This window comes from Micromonospora sonchi (assembly GCF_014646235.1).
GTDB lineage: Bacteria > Actinomycetota > Actinomycetes > Mycobacteriales > Micromonosporaceae > Micromonospora > Micromonospora sonchi.
On record NZ_BMNB01000011.1, the window covers coordinates 123,065 to 136,421 of the forward strand.

The 13,357-nt window shown below is 73.6% G+C and carries 12 protein-coding genes and 1 riboswitch; of the genes, 11 read left to right on the top strand and 1 reads right to left on the bottom strand.

What is annotated here, in order from left to right:
- Nucleotides 1-27 precede the first annotated feature (27 nt).
- From rpoZ to IEY61_RS14115, 8 genes are all read left to right on the top strand, one after another.
- Nucleotides 28-291, top strand: coding sequence for a DNA-directed RNA polymerase subunit omega (gene rpoZ / locus IEY61_RS14080; protein WP_007075826.1), 264 nt, complete (start codon nt 28-30; stop codon nt 289-291).
- A gap of 13 nt (nt 292-304) precedes the next feature.
- Nucleotides 305-1,516 (top strand): bifunctional phosphopantothenoylcysteine decarboxylase/phosphopantothenate--cysteine ligase CoaBC, encoded by a 1,212-nt coding sequence (gene coaBC, locus IEY61_RS14085; protein WP_189044303.1) that lies wholly within the window; start codon nt 305-307, stop codon nt 1,514-1,516.
- A gap of 88 nt (nt 1,517-1,604) precedes the next feature.
- Nucleotides 1,605-2,798, top strand: coding sequence for a methionine adenosyltransferase (metK, locus tag IEY61_RS14090; protein WP_189044305.1), 1,194 nt, complete (start codon nt 1,605-1,607; stop codon nt 2,796-2,798).
- A gap of 65 nt (nt 2,799-2,863) precedes the next feature.
- Nucleotides 2,864-4,873, top strand: a complete 2,010-nt coding sequence (locus IEY61_RS14095; protein ID WP_229705888.1) for a primosomal protein N' — start codon at nt 2,864-2,866, stop codon at nt 4,871-4,873.
- A 142-nt stretch (nt 4,874-5,015) separates the two neighbouring features.
- A complete protein-coding gene (locus tag IEY61_RS14100) occupies nt 5,016-5,999 on the top strand; it encodes an AAA family ATPase (protein ID WP_189044307.1) in 984 nt (327 codons plus the stop codon).
- A gap of 133 nt (nt 6,000-6,132) precedes the next feature.
- Entirely contained in the window at nt 6,133-6,693 is a 561-nt protein-coding gene (def, locus tag IEY61_RS14105; protein ID WP_189044309.1) for a peptide deformylase, read from the top strand.
- Nucleotides 6,694-6,697: 4 nt separating this feature from the next.
- Nucleotides 6,698-7,624, top strand: a complete 927-nt coding sequence (fmt, locus tag IEY61_RS14110) for a methionyl-tRNA formyltransferase (RefSeq protein WP_189044311.1) — start codon at nt 6,698-6,700, stop codon at nt 7,622-7,624.
- Nucleotides 7,579-9,039, top strand: a complete 1,461-nt coding sequence (locus IEY61_RS14115; RefSeq protein ID WP_373293158.1) for an RsmB/NOP family class I SAM-dependent RNA methyltransferase — start codon at nt 7,579-7,581, stop codon at nt 9,037-9,039. The genes fmt and IEY61_RS14115 overlap by 46 nt, the downstream gene beginning before the upstream one ends.
- An 84-nt stretch (nt 9,040-9,123) precedes the next feature.
- Here IEY61_RS14115 and IEY61_RS14120 read toward each other — a convergent pair whose 3' ends face one another.
- Nucleotides 9,124-10,011 carry a septum formation family protein gene (locus tag IEY61_RS14120; protein ID WP_189044313.1) on the bottom strand — a complete coding sequence of 296 codons (888 nt, stop codon included), beginning with the start codon at nt 10,009-10,011 and terminating at the stop codon, nt 9,124-9,126.
- 249 nt (nt 10,012-10,260) lie between these two features.
- On the opposite strand from IEY61_RS14120, the gene rpe reads away from it, so the two are divergent.
- The 3 genes from rpe (at nt 10,261) to ribD (ending at nt 13,357) form a co-directional block, all read left to right on the top strand.
- Complete coding sequence (rpe, locus tag IEY61_RS14125; protein ID WP_189044315.1) at nt 10,261-10,941, top strand: ribulose-phosphate 3-epimerase; 681 nt, start codon at nt 10,261-10,263, stop codon at nt 10,939-10,941.
- 1 nt (nt 10,942) lies between these two features.
- Complete coding sequence (locus IEY61_RS14130) at nt 10,943-11,923, top strand: response regulator (RefSeq protein ID WP_189044317.1); 981 nt, start codon at nt 10,943-10,945, stop codon at nt 11,921-11,923.
- 57 nt (nt 11,924-11,980) lie between these two features.
- A riboswitch (FMN riboswitch) is annotated at nt 11,981-12,154 on the top strand.
- Between the two features lie 141 nt (nt 12,155-12,295).
- Entirely contained in the window at nt 12,296-13,357 is a 1,062-nt protein-coding gene (gene ribD, locus IEY61_RS14135) for a bifunctional diaminohydroxyphosphoribosylaminopyrimidine deaminase/5-amino-6-(5-phosphoribosylamino)uracil reductase RibD (protein ID WP_189044319.1), read from the top strand.

Consider the following 13,357-nt stretch of genomic DNA (forward strand, 5'->3'; position numbering starts at 1 on the left):
CCGTGCGAAAGACGCAGAGGTTCACCCGTGGGATCCATCGCCAACCCTGAAGGCATCACCAACCCGCCGATCGACGAGCTCCTGGAGAAGACGACGTCGAAGTACGCGCTGGTCATCTTCGCGGCCAAGCGTGCCCGTCAGGTCAACGCCTACTACAGCCAACTCGGCGAGGGCCTGCTCGAGTACGTCGGCCCGCTGGTCGAGACCACCCCCCAGGAGAAGCCCCTCTCCATCGCGATGCGCGAGATCAACGCGGGTCTGCTCACCGCCGAGCCGACCGACCAGCCGTAATCCCCGCGCCTCGATGAGCGCCCGGATCATCCTCGGCGTCGGCGGCGGGATCGCCGCCTACAAGGCGTGCGAGCTGCTGCGCCTGTTCACCGAGTCGGGTCATTCGGTGCGGGTCGTGCCGACCGCCGCCGCGTTGCGGTTCGTCGGCCCGCCGACCTGGGCGGCGCTCTCCGGTCAGCCGGTCGCCGAGGACGTCTGGTCCGACGTGCACGAGGTGCCGCACGTCCGCCTCGGCCAGCAGGCCGACCTGGTGGTGGTCGCGCCCGCCACCGCCGACCTGCTGGCCAAGGCGGCCCACGGCCTCGCCGACGACCTGCTCACCAACACCCTGCTCACCGCCCGTTGTCCGGTGCTGCTCGCGCCGGCTATGCACACCGAGATGTGGGAGCACCCGGCCACCGTCGCCAACGTCGCCACGCTGCGGGCCCGGGGCGTACGGGTGATCGAGCCCGCCGTGGGACGGCTCACCGGCGTCGACACCGGCAAGGGCCGGCTGCCCGATCCGGCGGAGATCTTCGCCGTCGCCCGGCGGGCGCTGGTCCGCGGGGCCGCCGCCCCGGCCGATCTGACCGGCCGGCACGTGGTGGTCACCGCCGGTGGCACCCGGGAGCCGCTGGACCCGGTGCGATTCCTCGGAAACCGTTCCTCCGGCAAGCAGGGCTACGCGTTCGCCCGCTCCGCCGTCGCCCGCGGCGCCCGGGTCACCCTGATCTCGGCCAACGTGGCGCTGCCGGACCCGGCCGGAGCGGACATGATCCGGGTGGGCAGCACGATGGAGCTGCGCGAGGCGACGCTGAAGGCCGCAACCGACGCCGACGCGGTGGTGATGGCGGCGGCTCCGGCTGATTTCCGGCCGGCGACGTACGCACCTGGCAAAATCAAGAAGTCGGACGACGGCGTGGCGCCCACCATCGAACTCGTCACCAATCCGGACATCGCCGCCGAGCTGGGGCAGCGCCGTCGACCGGAGCAGGTGCTGGTGGTGTTCGCCGCCGAGACCGACGACGCCGAGGCCAACGGGCGGGCCAAGCTTGCCCGTAAGCGGGCCGATCTCATCGTGATCAACGAGGTCGGCCCGGACAAGGTCTTCGGCGCCGAGACCAACGCGGCCACCGTCATCGGCGTGGACGGTTCGGTCACCCGGATGCCCGAGCGGTCCAAGGAAGAGCTGGCCGACGGCGTGTGGGATCTGGTCGTCGCCAGGTTCACGGACGCCCCCTCCTGAGCGCTGGACCGTGGACAACCGCTGGCCGATCTGCTGACGGCTGCTGATTACACTGCCGCAGAACGACATCCAAAATCTTAGGAGTGCCGTGACACGCCGCCTCTTCACGTCCGAATCGGTCACGGAAGGCCACCCGGACAAGATCGCCGACCAGATCAGCGATGGCATCCTCGACGCCCTCCTCCGCCAGGACCCGCACAGCCGGGTGGCCGTCGAGACCCTGATCACCACCGGTCAGGTCCACGTCGCCGGCGAGGTGACCACAAAGGCGTACGCCGACATCCCGACGATCGTCCGGGAGACCATTCTCGGTATCGGCTACGACTCGTCGAAGAAAGGCTTCGACGGGGCGTCGTGCGGCGTCAGCGTCTCGATCGGCTCCCAGTCCCCGGACATCGCCCAGGGCGTCGACAACGCCTTCGAGTTGCGCACCGGCGCGTCCGAGAGCGCGCTGGACGCGCAGGGCGCCGGTGACCAGGGCATGATGTTCGGCTTCGCCTGCTCGGAGACGCCCGAGCTGATGCCGCTGCCGATCGCGCTGGCGCATCGGCTGGCCCGCCGCCTGGCCGCCGTCCGTAAGGACGGCACCGTCCCGTACCTGCGGCCGGACGGCAAGACCCAGGTCACCATCGAGTACGACGGGCTGCGGCCGGTGCGGCTCAACACCGTTGTCGTCTCCAGCCAGCACGCCGCGGACATCTCGCTGGACTCGCTGCTCACCCCGGACGTGCGTGACCACGTCATCGCGCCGGAGCTGGAGAGCCTCGGCCTGGACACCGAGGGGTACCGGCTGCTGGTCAACCCGACCGGCCGGTTCGAGATCGGCGGTCCGATGGGTGACGCCGGCCTGACCGGGCGGAAGATCATCGTCGACACCTACGGCGGCTACGCCCGGCACGGCGGGGGCGCCTTCTCCGGCAAGGACCCGTCGAAGGTCGACCGGTCCGCCGCGTACGCCATGCGGTGGGTGGCCAAGAACGTGGTCGCCGCCGGCCTCGCCGAGCGCTGCGAGGTGCAGGTCGCGTACGCGATCGGCAAGGCGCACCCGGTCAGCCTCTTCATCGAGACGTTCGGCACCGAGACCGTGCCGGTCGCCTCGATCGAGAAGGCGGTCACCGAGATCTTCGACCTGCGTCCGGCCGCTATCATCCGGGATCTGCACCTGCTGCGCCCGATCTACGCCCAGACCGCCGCGTACGGCCACTTCGGCCGGGAGCTGCCGGATCTGACCTGGGAGAACACCGACCGGGCCGCCGACCTCAAGTCGGCCGCAGGAGCCTGACCGGCGGCAGGCGAGCCGACCGGCGACCCGCCGACGGGTCGCCGGTCGCTCGTGTCTGCGTCGACGTGCCGCTGGCGCACCTGGACCGGCCGTTCGACTATCTGGTCCCGCAGGAGCTGGCCGCCGAGGCGCTGCCCGGCGTGCGGGTGAAGGTCCGCTTCGCTGGCCAGTTGGTCAGCGGGTGGCTGCTGGAACGGGCCGAGCGCTCCGACCATCCCCGGCTGGCGTACCTGGAGAAGGTGGTCTCGCCGGTGCCGGTGCTCGCCCCCGAGGTGGCCCGGCTGGCCCGCGCCGTCGCCGACCGGTACGCCGGCAGCCTGGCCGACGTGCTGCGCCTCGCGGTGCCGCCACGGCACGCCCGGGTGGAGAAGGAGATCACCGCCCAGGCGGCCCCCGATGAGGCCACACCCGCCCCGTCGCCGGAGGCTGCGCCCGCCCCGTCGCCGGAGGCCGCGTCCACGCCGTCGCCGGAGGCCACGCCTGAGCCGCGACCGATCGCCCGGCCCGGCTCGGACGGCGTGCCGGAGCCGGGTGGGTGGCGGGACTATCCGGCGGGGCCCGCACTGCTGCGCGCGCTCGCCGCGGGCCGCGTACCCCGGGCCGTGTGGTCGGCATTGCCGGGGGAGGACTGGGCGGCCCGTTACGCCGATGCGGTCGCCGCCACCGTGGCCGCCGGCCGGGGTGCCCTGGTGGTGGTCGCCGACGGGCGGGACCTGGACCGGCTCGACGCGGCGCTGACCGCGGCGCTCGGCCCGGGCCGGCACGTGTGTCTCTCCGCCGCGCTCGGACCGGCGCGGCGTTACCGCGCCTTCCTCACCGCCCGCCGAGCCGACGCGCCGGTGGTGATCGGCACCCGGGCGGCCATGTTCGCCCCGGTGGCCCGGCTGGGACTGGTGGGGATCTGGGACGACGGCGATGACCTGCACGCCGAGCCTCGGGCCCCGTATCCGCACGCCCGGGAGGTGCTGCTCACCCGGGCCCAGCTCGAACAGGCCGCGACGTTGGTCGGCGGCTACGCCCGTACCGCCGAGGCGCAACTGCTGGTGGAGACCGGTTGGGCCCGCGAGGTGGTCGCCGACCGGGCGGTGCTGCGGGCGCGTACCCCCGCCGTCGCGCCGGCCGGCGACGATCCGCAACTGGCCCGCGACCCGGCCGCGGCCACCGCCCGGCTGCCCAGCCTGGCCTGGACCGCCGCCCGGGAGGCGTTGCGGGCGGACCTGCCGGTCCTGGTGCAGGTGCCCCGGCGCGGCTACCTGCCCTCGGTGGCCTGCGCCGAGTGCCGCGCCCCGGCCCGCTGCCCGCACTGCGCCGGGCCGCTGGCGTTGCCGTCGGCCGGCGGGGCCCCGGGCTGCCGTTGGTGCGCCCGGGTCGCCGCGGCGTACGCGTGTCCGCACTGCGGCGGGCGGCGGCTGCGGGCCTCCGTCGTCGGGGCCCGACGCACCGCCGAGGAACTGGGCCGGGCCTTTCCCGGGGTGCCGGTACGCACCTCCGGCCGCGAGGAGGTGCTGGCGGAGGTGCCCGGCGGCGCCGGCCTGGTGATCGCGACCCCCGGCGCCGAACCGGTCGCGAGCGGTGGCTACGGCGCGGTGCTGCTGCTGGACACCTGGGCCCTGCTCACCCGGGCCGACCTGCGCGCCGGCGAGGAGGCGCTGCGCCGGTGGAGCGCCGCCGCCGCGTTGGCCCGACCGGCCGCCGCCGGTGGCCGCGTGGTGGTGGTCGCCGACGGTGGACTCGCGCCGGTGCAGGCGCTGCTGCGCTGGGACGCGCCCTGGTTCGCCGCCCGGGAACTGGCCGAGCGGCGGGAGTTGGGCTTCCCGCCGGCGGTGCGGATGGCCAGCGTCACCGGCCCGCCCACGGCCGTGGCCGATCTGCTGGCGCAGGCGCGGCTGCCCGACGAGGCGGAACTGCTCGGCCCGGTGCCGGCCGACGGTGAGCGGGAGCGGATGCTGGTGCGGGTGCCGCGGGCGCGGGCCGCGGTGCTGGCCGAGGCGTTGCACGAGGCGGCCGCGGTGCGCAGCGCCCGCAAGGCACCCGATCCGGTACGCCTCGAGATCGACCCGCTCGCGATGTTCTGACGGCACCGTTACGGTGGGTGGCGTTCGGGGATGCTCCGGTGCGGTGGTAGCATCGCCCGTCATGCCCACGACGGCGGGCCCGCGTCGGTCCGGCGCGATATCAATGATCTCAATCAGCCGGTGATCAGGGGTGTAACGAGTCGTGACCGTTCGTCAGTCGATCGTCTTCAACGGTGACCTTGGCAGCGGCAAGAGCACCGTCTCGGTGGTGATCGCCGAGCGGCTCGGGTTGCGCCGGGTCAGCGTCGGCGACCTCTACCGGCAGATGGCCCAGGAGCGGCAGATGACCGCGCTCCAGCTCAACCTGCACGCCGAGCTGGACCAGGCCGTCGACGGCTACGTCGACCAGCTCCAACGCGACATCGCCGCCTCCGGCGAGAGCCTGGTCATGGACTCGCGACTGGCCTGGCACTTCTTCACCGACGCGCTCAAGGTGCACATGATCACCGAGCCGGCCGAGGCGGCCCGACGGGTGCTGCTGCGCCCCTCCGGCCCGGCCGAGAGCTACATCTCCCTGGAGGAGGCCAAGCTCAAGCTCCGGGAGCGCAGCGAGAGCGAGCGCGGTCGGTTCCTGATCCGCTACGGCGTGGACAAGGCCCGGCTGCGCAACTACGACCTGATCTGCGACACCACCCGGGCTCCGGCCGACGAGGTGATCGAGCGCATCATCGACGTGTACGAGGGGCGCCTCGCCCCCGAGGTGCTGGGCGGTGCGCCGCCGCTGCTGCTGCTCGACCCGGCCCGGATCTACCCGACCGAGGACATCGCGGGCCTGCGCGGGCTCTGGGACTCGACCTTCGTCGACGAGGTCGCCGCGATGGGCGAGACCGGCCTGGAGCCGCTGGAGATCGGCTACACCGGCGAGTACTTCTTCGTGGTCAACGGGCACCGCCGGCTCAGCGCCGCCCTGCGCAACGGGTTCCGGCTGGTGCCCGGCCGGCTGGTCGCCGAGGTCGACGAGCCCGTGGTGGGTGACATCAGCGCCATCGACTACTTCGCCGCGCAGGTCCGGCCCAGCCTGATCCACGACTGGGAGGCGGCCCACGAGATCCGCCTGCCGTTGCCGGAGCACGCCCTGTTCACCGGCGACGCGGTGTTGGCCGGGGAGCCCGGCAGCGCCGGCTGAACGTCCGCCGGGGAGCCCCGGAAGCGCCGGCTGAACGTCCACGGGGCCGCCGGCGGCTGGCTCCGGCGAACCCGTTCCGGGCACTCCGTAGACTGGTACGGCACCCGCCGTCCACGACAAGGAGCCAACCCGCGTGACCGTCCAGCCCATCCGTCTGTTCGGGGATCCGGTGCTGCGCACGCCGGCCGATCCGGTGGTCGACTTCGACGCTGAGCTGCGCAAGCTCATCGCCGACCTGACCGACACCATGCGTGAGCAGAACGGCGCCGGTCTCGCCGCGCCGCAGATCGGCGTGGGTTTGCGGGTGTTCACCTTCCACGTCGACGACGTGCTCGGTCACCTGGTCAACCCGGTCCTGGAGTTTCCCGACGCCGAGGAGCAGGACGGCCCGGAGGGCTGCCTGTCCATCCCCGGGCTGTATTTCGACACCAAGCGCCGGCAGAACGTGATCGCCAAGGGCTTCACCGGCCACGGCGACCCGTTGCAGATCGTCGGCACCGGCATGATGGCGCGCTGCGTGCAGCACGAGACCGACCACCTCGACGGCGTGCTGTTCGTCGACCGGCTGGACCCGGCCGGACGCAAGGAGGCGATGAAGGCGATCCGCCAGGCAGAGTGGTACGACCCCGCCGCCCCGCCCACCGTGAAGCTGAGCCCACACGGCGCCGGCAGCCCGTTCGGCCTGGGGCGGTGAACCGATGCGTGTGATCTTCGCCGGTACGCCGGCCGTCGCCGTCCCCGCCCTCGCCGCCGTGGCCGACTCCCGACACGAGGTGGTCGCCGTGGTCACCCGACCGGACGCCCCGGCCGGGCGTGGTCGGGGCCTGGCCCGCTCCCCGGTCGGCGCCTGGGCCGACGAGCGTGGCATCGAGGTGCTGACTCCGGCCCGTCCGCGCGAGCCCGAGTTCCTGGACCGGCTGCGCGAGTTGGCCCCGGACTGTGTCCCGGTGGTGGCCTACGGCGCGCTGGTGCCGCCGGTGGCGCTGGAGATCCCCCGGCACGGCTGGGTGAACCTGCACTTCTCGCTGCTGCCCGCCTGGCGGGGCGCGGCACCGGTGCAGCACGCCGTGCTGCACGGCGACGAGGTGACCGGCGCCAGCGTCTTCCAACTGGAGGAGGGGCTGGACACCGGGCCGGTCTACGGCACGCTCACCGACGAGATCCGGCCCACCGACACCTCGGGCGACCTGCTGGAGCGGCTGGCCCACACCGGTGCCGGGCTGCTGGTGGCGGTGCTCGACGCGCTGGAGGATGGCACCGCGCGGGCCGAGCCGCAGCCCGCCGACGGGGTCACCCTGGCGCCGAAGCTGACCGTCGAGGACGCCCGCGTGCGGTGGTCGGACCCCGCCTTCGCGGTGGACCGGCGGATCCGCGCCTGCACCCCGGCGCCCGGCCCGTGGACCACGTTCCGGGGCGAGCGGGTGAAGCTGGGCCCGGTCACCCCGGCCCCCGACGCCCCCGATCTGAAGCCCGGCGAGCTGCGGGTGGAGAAGGCGCGGGTGCTGGCCGGCACGGCCACCGTGCCGGTCCGGCTCGGCGAGGTGCGGGCGGCCGGCAAGCGGGCCATGCCGGCGACCGACTGGGCGCGCGGCGCCCGGGTCAGCGCCGGGGAGGAGTTCGCGTGAGGGACACCGCCCCCTATCGGGGCACGGACCGCCGGGGGCCACGCTCGGGACGACCGCCGGTGGACCACCCGCGGCACGCGGCGTACGAGGCCGTCGCGGCGGTCAACCGCGACGACGCGTACGCCAACCTGGTGCTACCGGTGATCCTGCGCGAGCAGGGGCTGATCGGCCGGGACGCCGCCTTCGCCACCGAGCTGACCTACGGCACCCTGCGACGCCTCGGCACCCTCGACGCGATCCTCACCTCCGCCGCCGGCCGGGACGTGCAGCGGATCGACCCGCCGGTACGCGACGCGCTGCGGCTCGGCGCGTACCAGCTGCTGCACACCCGGGTGCCCGCGCACGCGGCGGTCTCCTCCACCGTCGACCTGGTCCGGACGGTCGGTCCGGGCGCCACCGGCTTCGCCAACGCGGTGCTGCGCGAGGTCGCCGGACGCGACGCCGACGAGTGGGTGTCGCAACTGGCGCCGCCGCTGGAGACCGACCCGATCGGCCACCTCGCGCTGGCCTACAGCCATCCGCAGTGGATCGTCCGGGCGTTCGCCGAGGCACTCGGCGGCGACCTCGGCGAGACCACCCGGCTGCTGATCGAGGACAACGAACGCCCGCCGGTGCACCTGTGCGCCCGGCCGGGCCTCGCCGACCCGGTCGAGTTGGCCGACGAGGCCGGCGGGACCCCGGGGGCCTTCTCGCCGTACGCCGTCTATCTCGACGCCGGCGGCTCCCCGGGTGATCTGGCGGCGGTGGCCGACCGGCGGGCCCACGTCCAGGACGAGGGCTCGCAGCTGGTCGCGGCCGCGCTGGCCGTCACGCCGTTGGACGGCCCGGACGGCCGTTGGCTCGATTTGTGCGCCGGGCCGGGTGGCAAGGCGGGCCTGCTCGGCGCCATCGCCGCGCAGCGCGGCGCGCGGTTGACCGCGGTGGAGGTGGCCGAACACCGGGCGCGGCTGGTCGAGACCGCGACCCAGGGCCTGCCGGTCACCGTGCTGCACACCGACGGCCGGCTGGTCGGCGCCGAGCCGAAGCTGCCGGAGGGGCACTTCGACCGGGTGCTGGTCGACGCGCCGTGCACCGGTCTGGGCTCGCTGCGCCGCCGGCCCGAGTCGCGCTGGCGGCGCCAACCGTCGGACCTGCCCGCCCTGACCCGGTTGCAGCGTGAGCTGCTCGCCGCCGGGCTGCGCGCGCTCCGGCCCGGCGGCGTGCTGGCCTACGTGACCTGTTCGCCGCACACCGTGGAGACCCACGTGTCGGTGACCGAGGCGGCCCGCCGCAGTGGCACGTCGGTCGACTTCGTCGACGCCCGGCCGGCGCTGCCGGCGGGCATGCCGGGGCTCGGCGACGGACCGACGGTGCAGCTGTGGCCGCACCGGCACGGCACCGACGCCATGTTCCTCGCCCTGCTGCGCCGAGGCTGACCGCCTTCGTCGGTCCGGGCCCGCGACCGGCACCAGCGGTCCGGGCCGGCGACCGGCACGGCGGTCGCGGGCGGGGTGTGCCGGTCAGGTCACGGGTAGGCCCTGCGGGCCGACCCCGCGCATCGAACCGGTGAGCTTGCGGTCGTCGCTCCACAAGATGCAGCGCACCCCGCGGTCGCCCTCCTCCCATTCCCGCTGCGAGGGCGGGTAGAAAATGGATCCGGCGCGGTAGGGCAGCTCGGCGTTGTTGGGCACGTCGGCGAAGGTGGCGATCAGTTCCATGCAGCGCTGGTGCGCTTGGCCGGCCGAGTCGGTGAACTGCTCCCAGGTCATGTTCTCTTCGATGTACACCCCGACGAACTCGGCGCCGTGCGGTTCGGTGCACAGCACCGGGGCCATGTAGTTCAGGCTGTTGCCGATCAGCTTCGGGTCGAAGCAGCGGTGGACCAGCGGTGAGTCGCCGATCAGCGCCCCGCGCAGGCTGCCGGTGCGGTTCACCGGTCGGGTGTTGTCGATGCTGTCGGTCTCGCTCAGATCGCAGCGGAACCACCGGGCGCCGCCGTTCCAGGCCGCCACGGACGGCAGGGCGATGTTGAGCGTCAGCCGGGCGACGTGCCAGTCCCCACCGAGCACCAGCCGGGCGCGCTGGTCGCACTCGGCCCGAGCGGTGCGCAGCGCCGTCGAACCCGGTTCGGGTCGCGGACCCTTCGCCGCCGGACCGGCGAACGTGCCCACGTACACCGTCTCGGCGAGGTGGTTGCGGGCGCAGTCCACGATCTCGTAGGTGCTCGCCTGCACGATCGCGGTGACCCGGGGCAGGCAGGCGTCGGTGGCCGGCACGAACATCGCCGGCGCGCGCAGCGCGGGCCAGTCGTTGGTGAGATTGCCGTCCGTCCCGCCCGGCCGCACGCAGCCGGACAGCAGGAGCACCGGCACGCCGGCCAGCGCCAGCGCCGCGAGCCACCGTCGCATCGTTCGCCCTTCCCGGAAGCCGCTGCCCGGCTGTCGGCTCCCGCGCCCACCGGCCTGCACCTTACCGGTCACCGTCCCCGATGGAGTCTCGCCGCCCTCGCGCAGTCTGGCCAGTCCGGGCGCTCCCTCGGTTTCGCCGCATTGGCCTGAAGGGGATCGTTCTGCACCGTCGGTAGCCTCCGGGTCACGGGGTGTTCCGGTTGGTGCCGTGCCGCCGACGGCTGGTGACCGCGTTCGTACACTGGCCCTGTGACCGTACCGCCGCCGATCATCGCGCCAAGTATCCTCGCCGCCGATTTCGCCCGTCTCGCCGAAGAGGTCCGCGCCGTGGAGACGGCGGCGGACTGGTTGCACGTGGACGTGATGGACAACCACTTCGTGCCGAACCTGACCATCGGGCTGCCGGTGGTGCAGAGCCTGCGGGCCGCCACCGAGCTGCCCTTCGACGTGCACCTGATGATCAACGATCCGCGCCGCTGGGCGCCCGGCTACGCCGACGCCGGGGCGTACAACGTCACCTTCCACGCCGAGGCGTGCGACGACCCGGTGGCGTTGGCCAAGGACCTGCGCGCGGCGGGCGCCAAGGCGGGGCTGGCGATCGACCGGGACACCCCGATCGAGCCGTACCTCGACCTGCTGCCGAGCTTCGACACGCTGCTGATCATGACGATCAAGGCCGGGTTCGGCGGGCAGCGGTTCATCCCTGAGCTGCTGGAGAAGGTCCGCACCGCGCGTCGGCACGTCGACGCCGGCCACCTCGAACTGCGCATCGAGGTCGACGGCGGGATCGCCGCCGACACCATCGAGCAGGCGGCCGCGGCCGGTGCCGACGCCTTCGTCGCCGGCACCGCCGTCTACGGGGCCGACGATCCGGCCGAGGCGGTACGCCGGCTGCGCGGGCTGGCGGAGCGCGCGGCGGCCGAGGCGTGACGTGGAGCCCGGCGATGATCGTAAGGACGTGATCCTCGTTGTCGACGACGACGAGGACATCGCCCGCTTCGTCGAGTTCAACCTGCGGCTGCACGGGTTCGAGGTGATCATCGCCGGGGACGGCCAGGAGGCGCTCGACCTCGTCGGACGGCAGCGGCCCGACCTGGCCGTGGTCGACCTGATGATGCCGCGGGTGGACGGCCTGGAGCTGACCCGGCGGCTGCGCGCCGACCCGATGACGACCGCGCTGCCGGTGATCATGTTGACCGCCAAGGGGATGACCCAGGACAAGGTCAACGGGCTCAGCGCCGGCGCCGACGACTACCTGGTCAAACCGTTCGACACCCTGGAGTTGCTGGCCCGGGTGACCTCGACCCTGCGACGTAACAAGGAGTTCCGCGAGGTCTCCCCGCTGACCGGCCTGCCGGGCAACAGCCGCATCCGGCGGGAGATCGCCGACCGGGTCCGCAGCGGGACCGACTACGCGGTCGGCTACATCGACATCGACCGGTTCAAGAGCGTCAACGACCGGTACGGTTTCGTCCGGGGCGACGACTTCATCTCCGCGCTGGCGCGCACCCTGCACCGGGCGGTGGTCTCGGTGGCGCTGCCGCCGGCCTTCCTCGGTCACGTGGGCGGTGACGACTTCGTCTTCGTCTGCACCCCGGAGCAGGTCCTGGCGCTCACCTCGCGGGTGTCGGCGGACTACGAGAAGGCCGCGGACGCGCTCTACGACCCCACCGACCGGGAGCGCGGCTACGTCGAGCTGAAGGATCGGCGAGGCAACATCCGCCGGGCCGCGTTGGTCACCCTCTCCATCGGTGTCGCCATCTCCGACGCCGAAAAGCGTCTCACCGACCCTCTCGACGCGATGACGATCGCCTCCGAGATGAAGACGGTGGCCAAGAGCCAACCCGGCTCGTACGTGGCGGTGGACCGCCGCCGTGGGGTCGGCGATCCGAACCACCGTCATGTGAAGTAGCTCGCCGGACTGGCCGAACACCCCGGTCGGCGTGTAAGACTTCCTTCAGTACCCACCACGCGCTGGCGGGACTCGGTGTAATTCCGAACCGGCGGTGATCCACGGCCCGACCGTGGTAAGCCCGCGACCCGGGAGCGGTTCGTCCGCCCGGTGGACCTGGTGAGAATCCAGGGCCGACGGTTGGGGGCGGCCTCGTCCGCGCCCAGAAAGTCCGGATGGGAGACAGCGCGCGGGACGGAAGGGTCGTGTGCGGCTCGCCGGGCTTCGGCGTGCGCACCGCCCACCGGGGCGGTGGTCGCCGCGCCCGGACTCCGCCTGCCTGTCCGACTCCCCGCCCCGCCCGCGCGCAGAGCGAGAGGGCAGGGCCAGGCGATGGCGAGCGTCTCCGTCGACGAGGCGATGCGTCGCGCGATCGAACTCGCGGCGCGCGGGCTCGGCACGACCAGTCCCAACCCCGTGGTCGGCTGTGTGCTGCTCGACGCCGGCGGCGAGGTGGTCGGCGAGGGCTTCCACGTGTACGCCGGCGGGCCGCACGCCGAGATCGTCGCGTTGGCCCAGGCCGGTCACCGCGCGAAGGGCGGCACCGCCGTGGTGACCCTGGAACCCTGTGACCACACCGGCCGCACCGGCCCGTGCAGCCTCGCGTTGGCGCAGGCGGGAGTGGCCCGGGTCGTCATCGCGGTACCCGACCCCACCCCGGTGGCCACCGGTGGCGCCGCGACCCTGCGCGCCGCCGGAGTCCGGGTCGACCTGGGGGTACGCGCCGCCGAGGCGGAGAGCGGCAACGTGGCGTGGCTGACCGCCATGCGCCGGGGCTGGCCGTACGTGATCTGGAAGTACGCCGCGACGTTCGACGGGCGTTCGGCGGCGGCCGACGGCACCAGCATGTGGATCACGTCCGAGGCGGCCCGGATGGACGTGCACGCGCTGCGCGCCACCGTCGACGCGGTGGTCGTCGGCTTGGGCACGGTGCTCGCCGACGATCCCCGGCTCACCGTGCGCAACCTGCGCGACGGCAGCCTGGCCATCCGGCAGCCGCTGCGGGTGGTGGTCGACTCGGCCGGGCGGACCCCGGCCGATGCCCAGGTCCGCGACGGCGCCGCCGCCACCTGGGTCGCCACCGCCGACGAGGTGGGCGCCGGCCCGGACGGCGGCGTGGACCTGCCCGCGCTCCTGGCGGCCCTGCACGTGCGCGGGGTACGGGCCGTGCTGCTGGAGGGCGGCCCGCGACTGGCCGGGGCGTTCCTCGCGGCCGGACTGGTCGATCGGGTCGTCGGCTACCTCGCCCCCCGGCTGCTCGGCGCCGGACCCGCCGCCCTGGTCGACGCGGGCGTGACCACCATCGCCGAGGCCATCGACCTGGAGATCACCGACGTCACGCAGATCGGACCCGACCTGCGGATCACCGCACTGCCCCGCAAAAGGGAGGGCTAG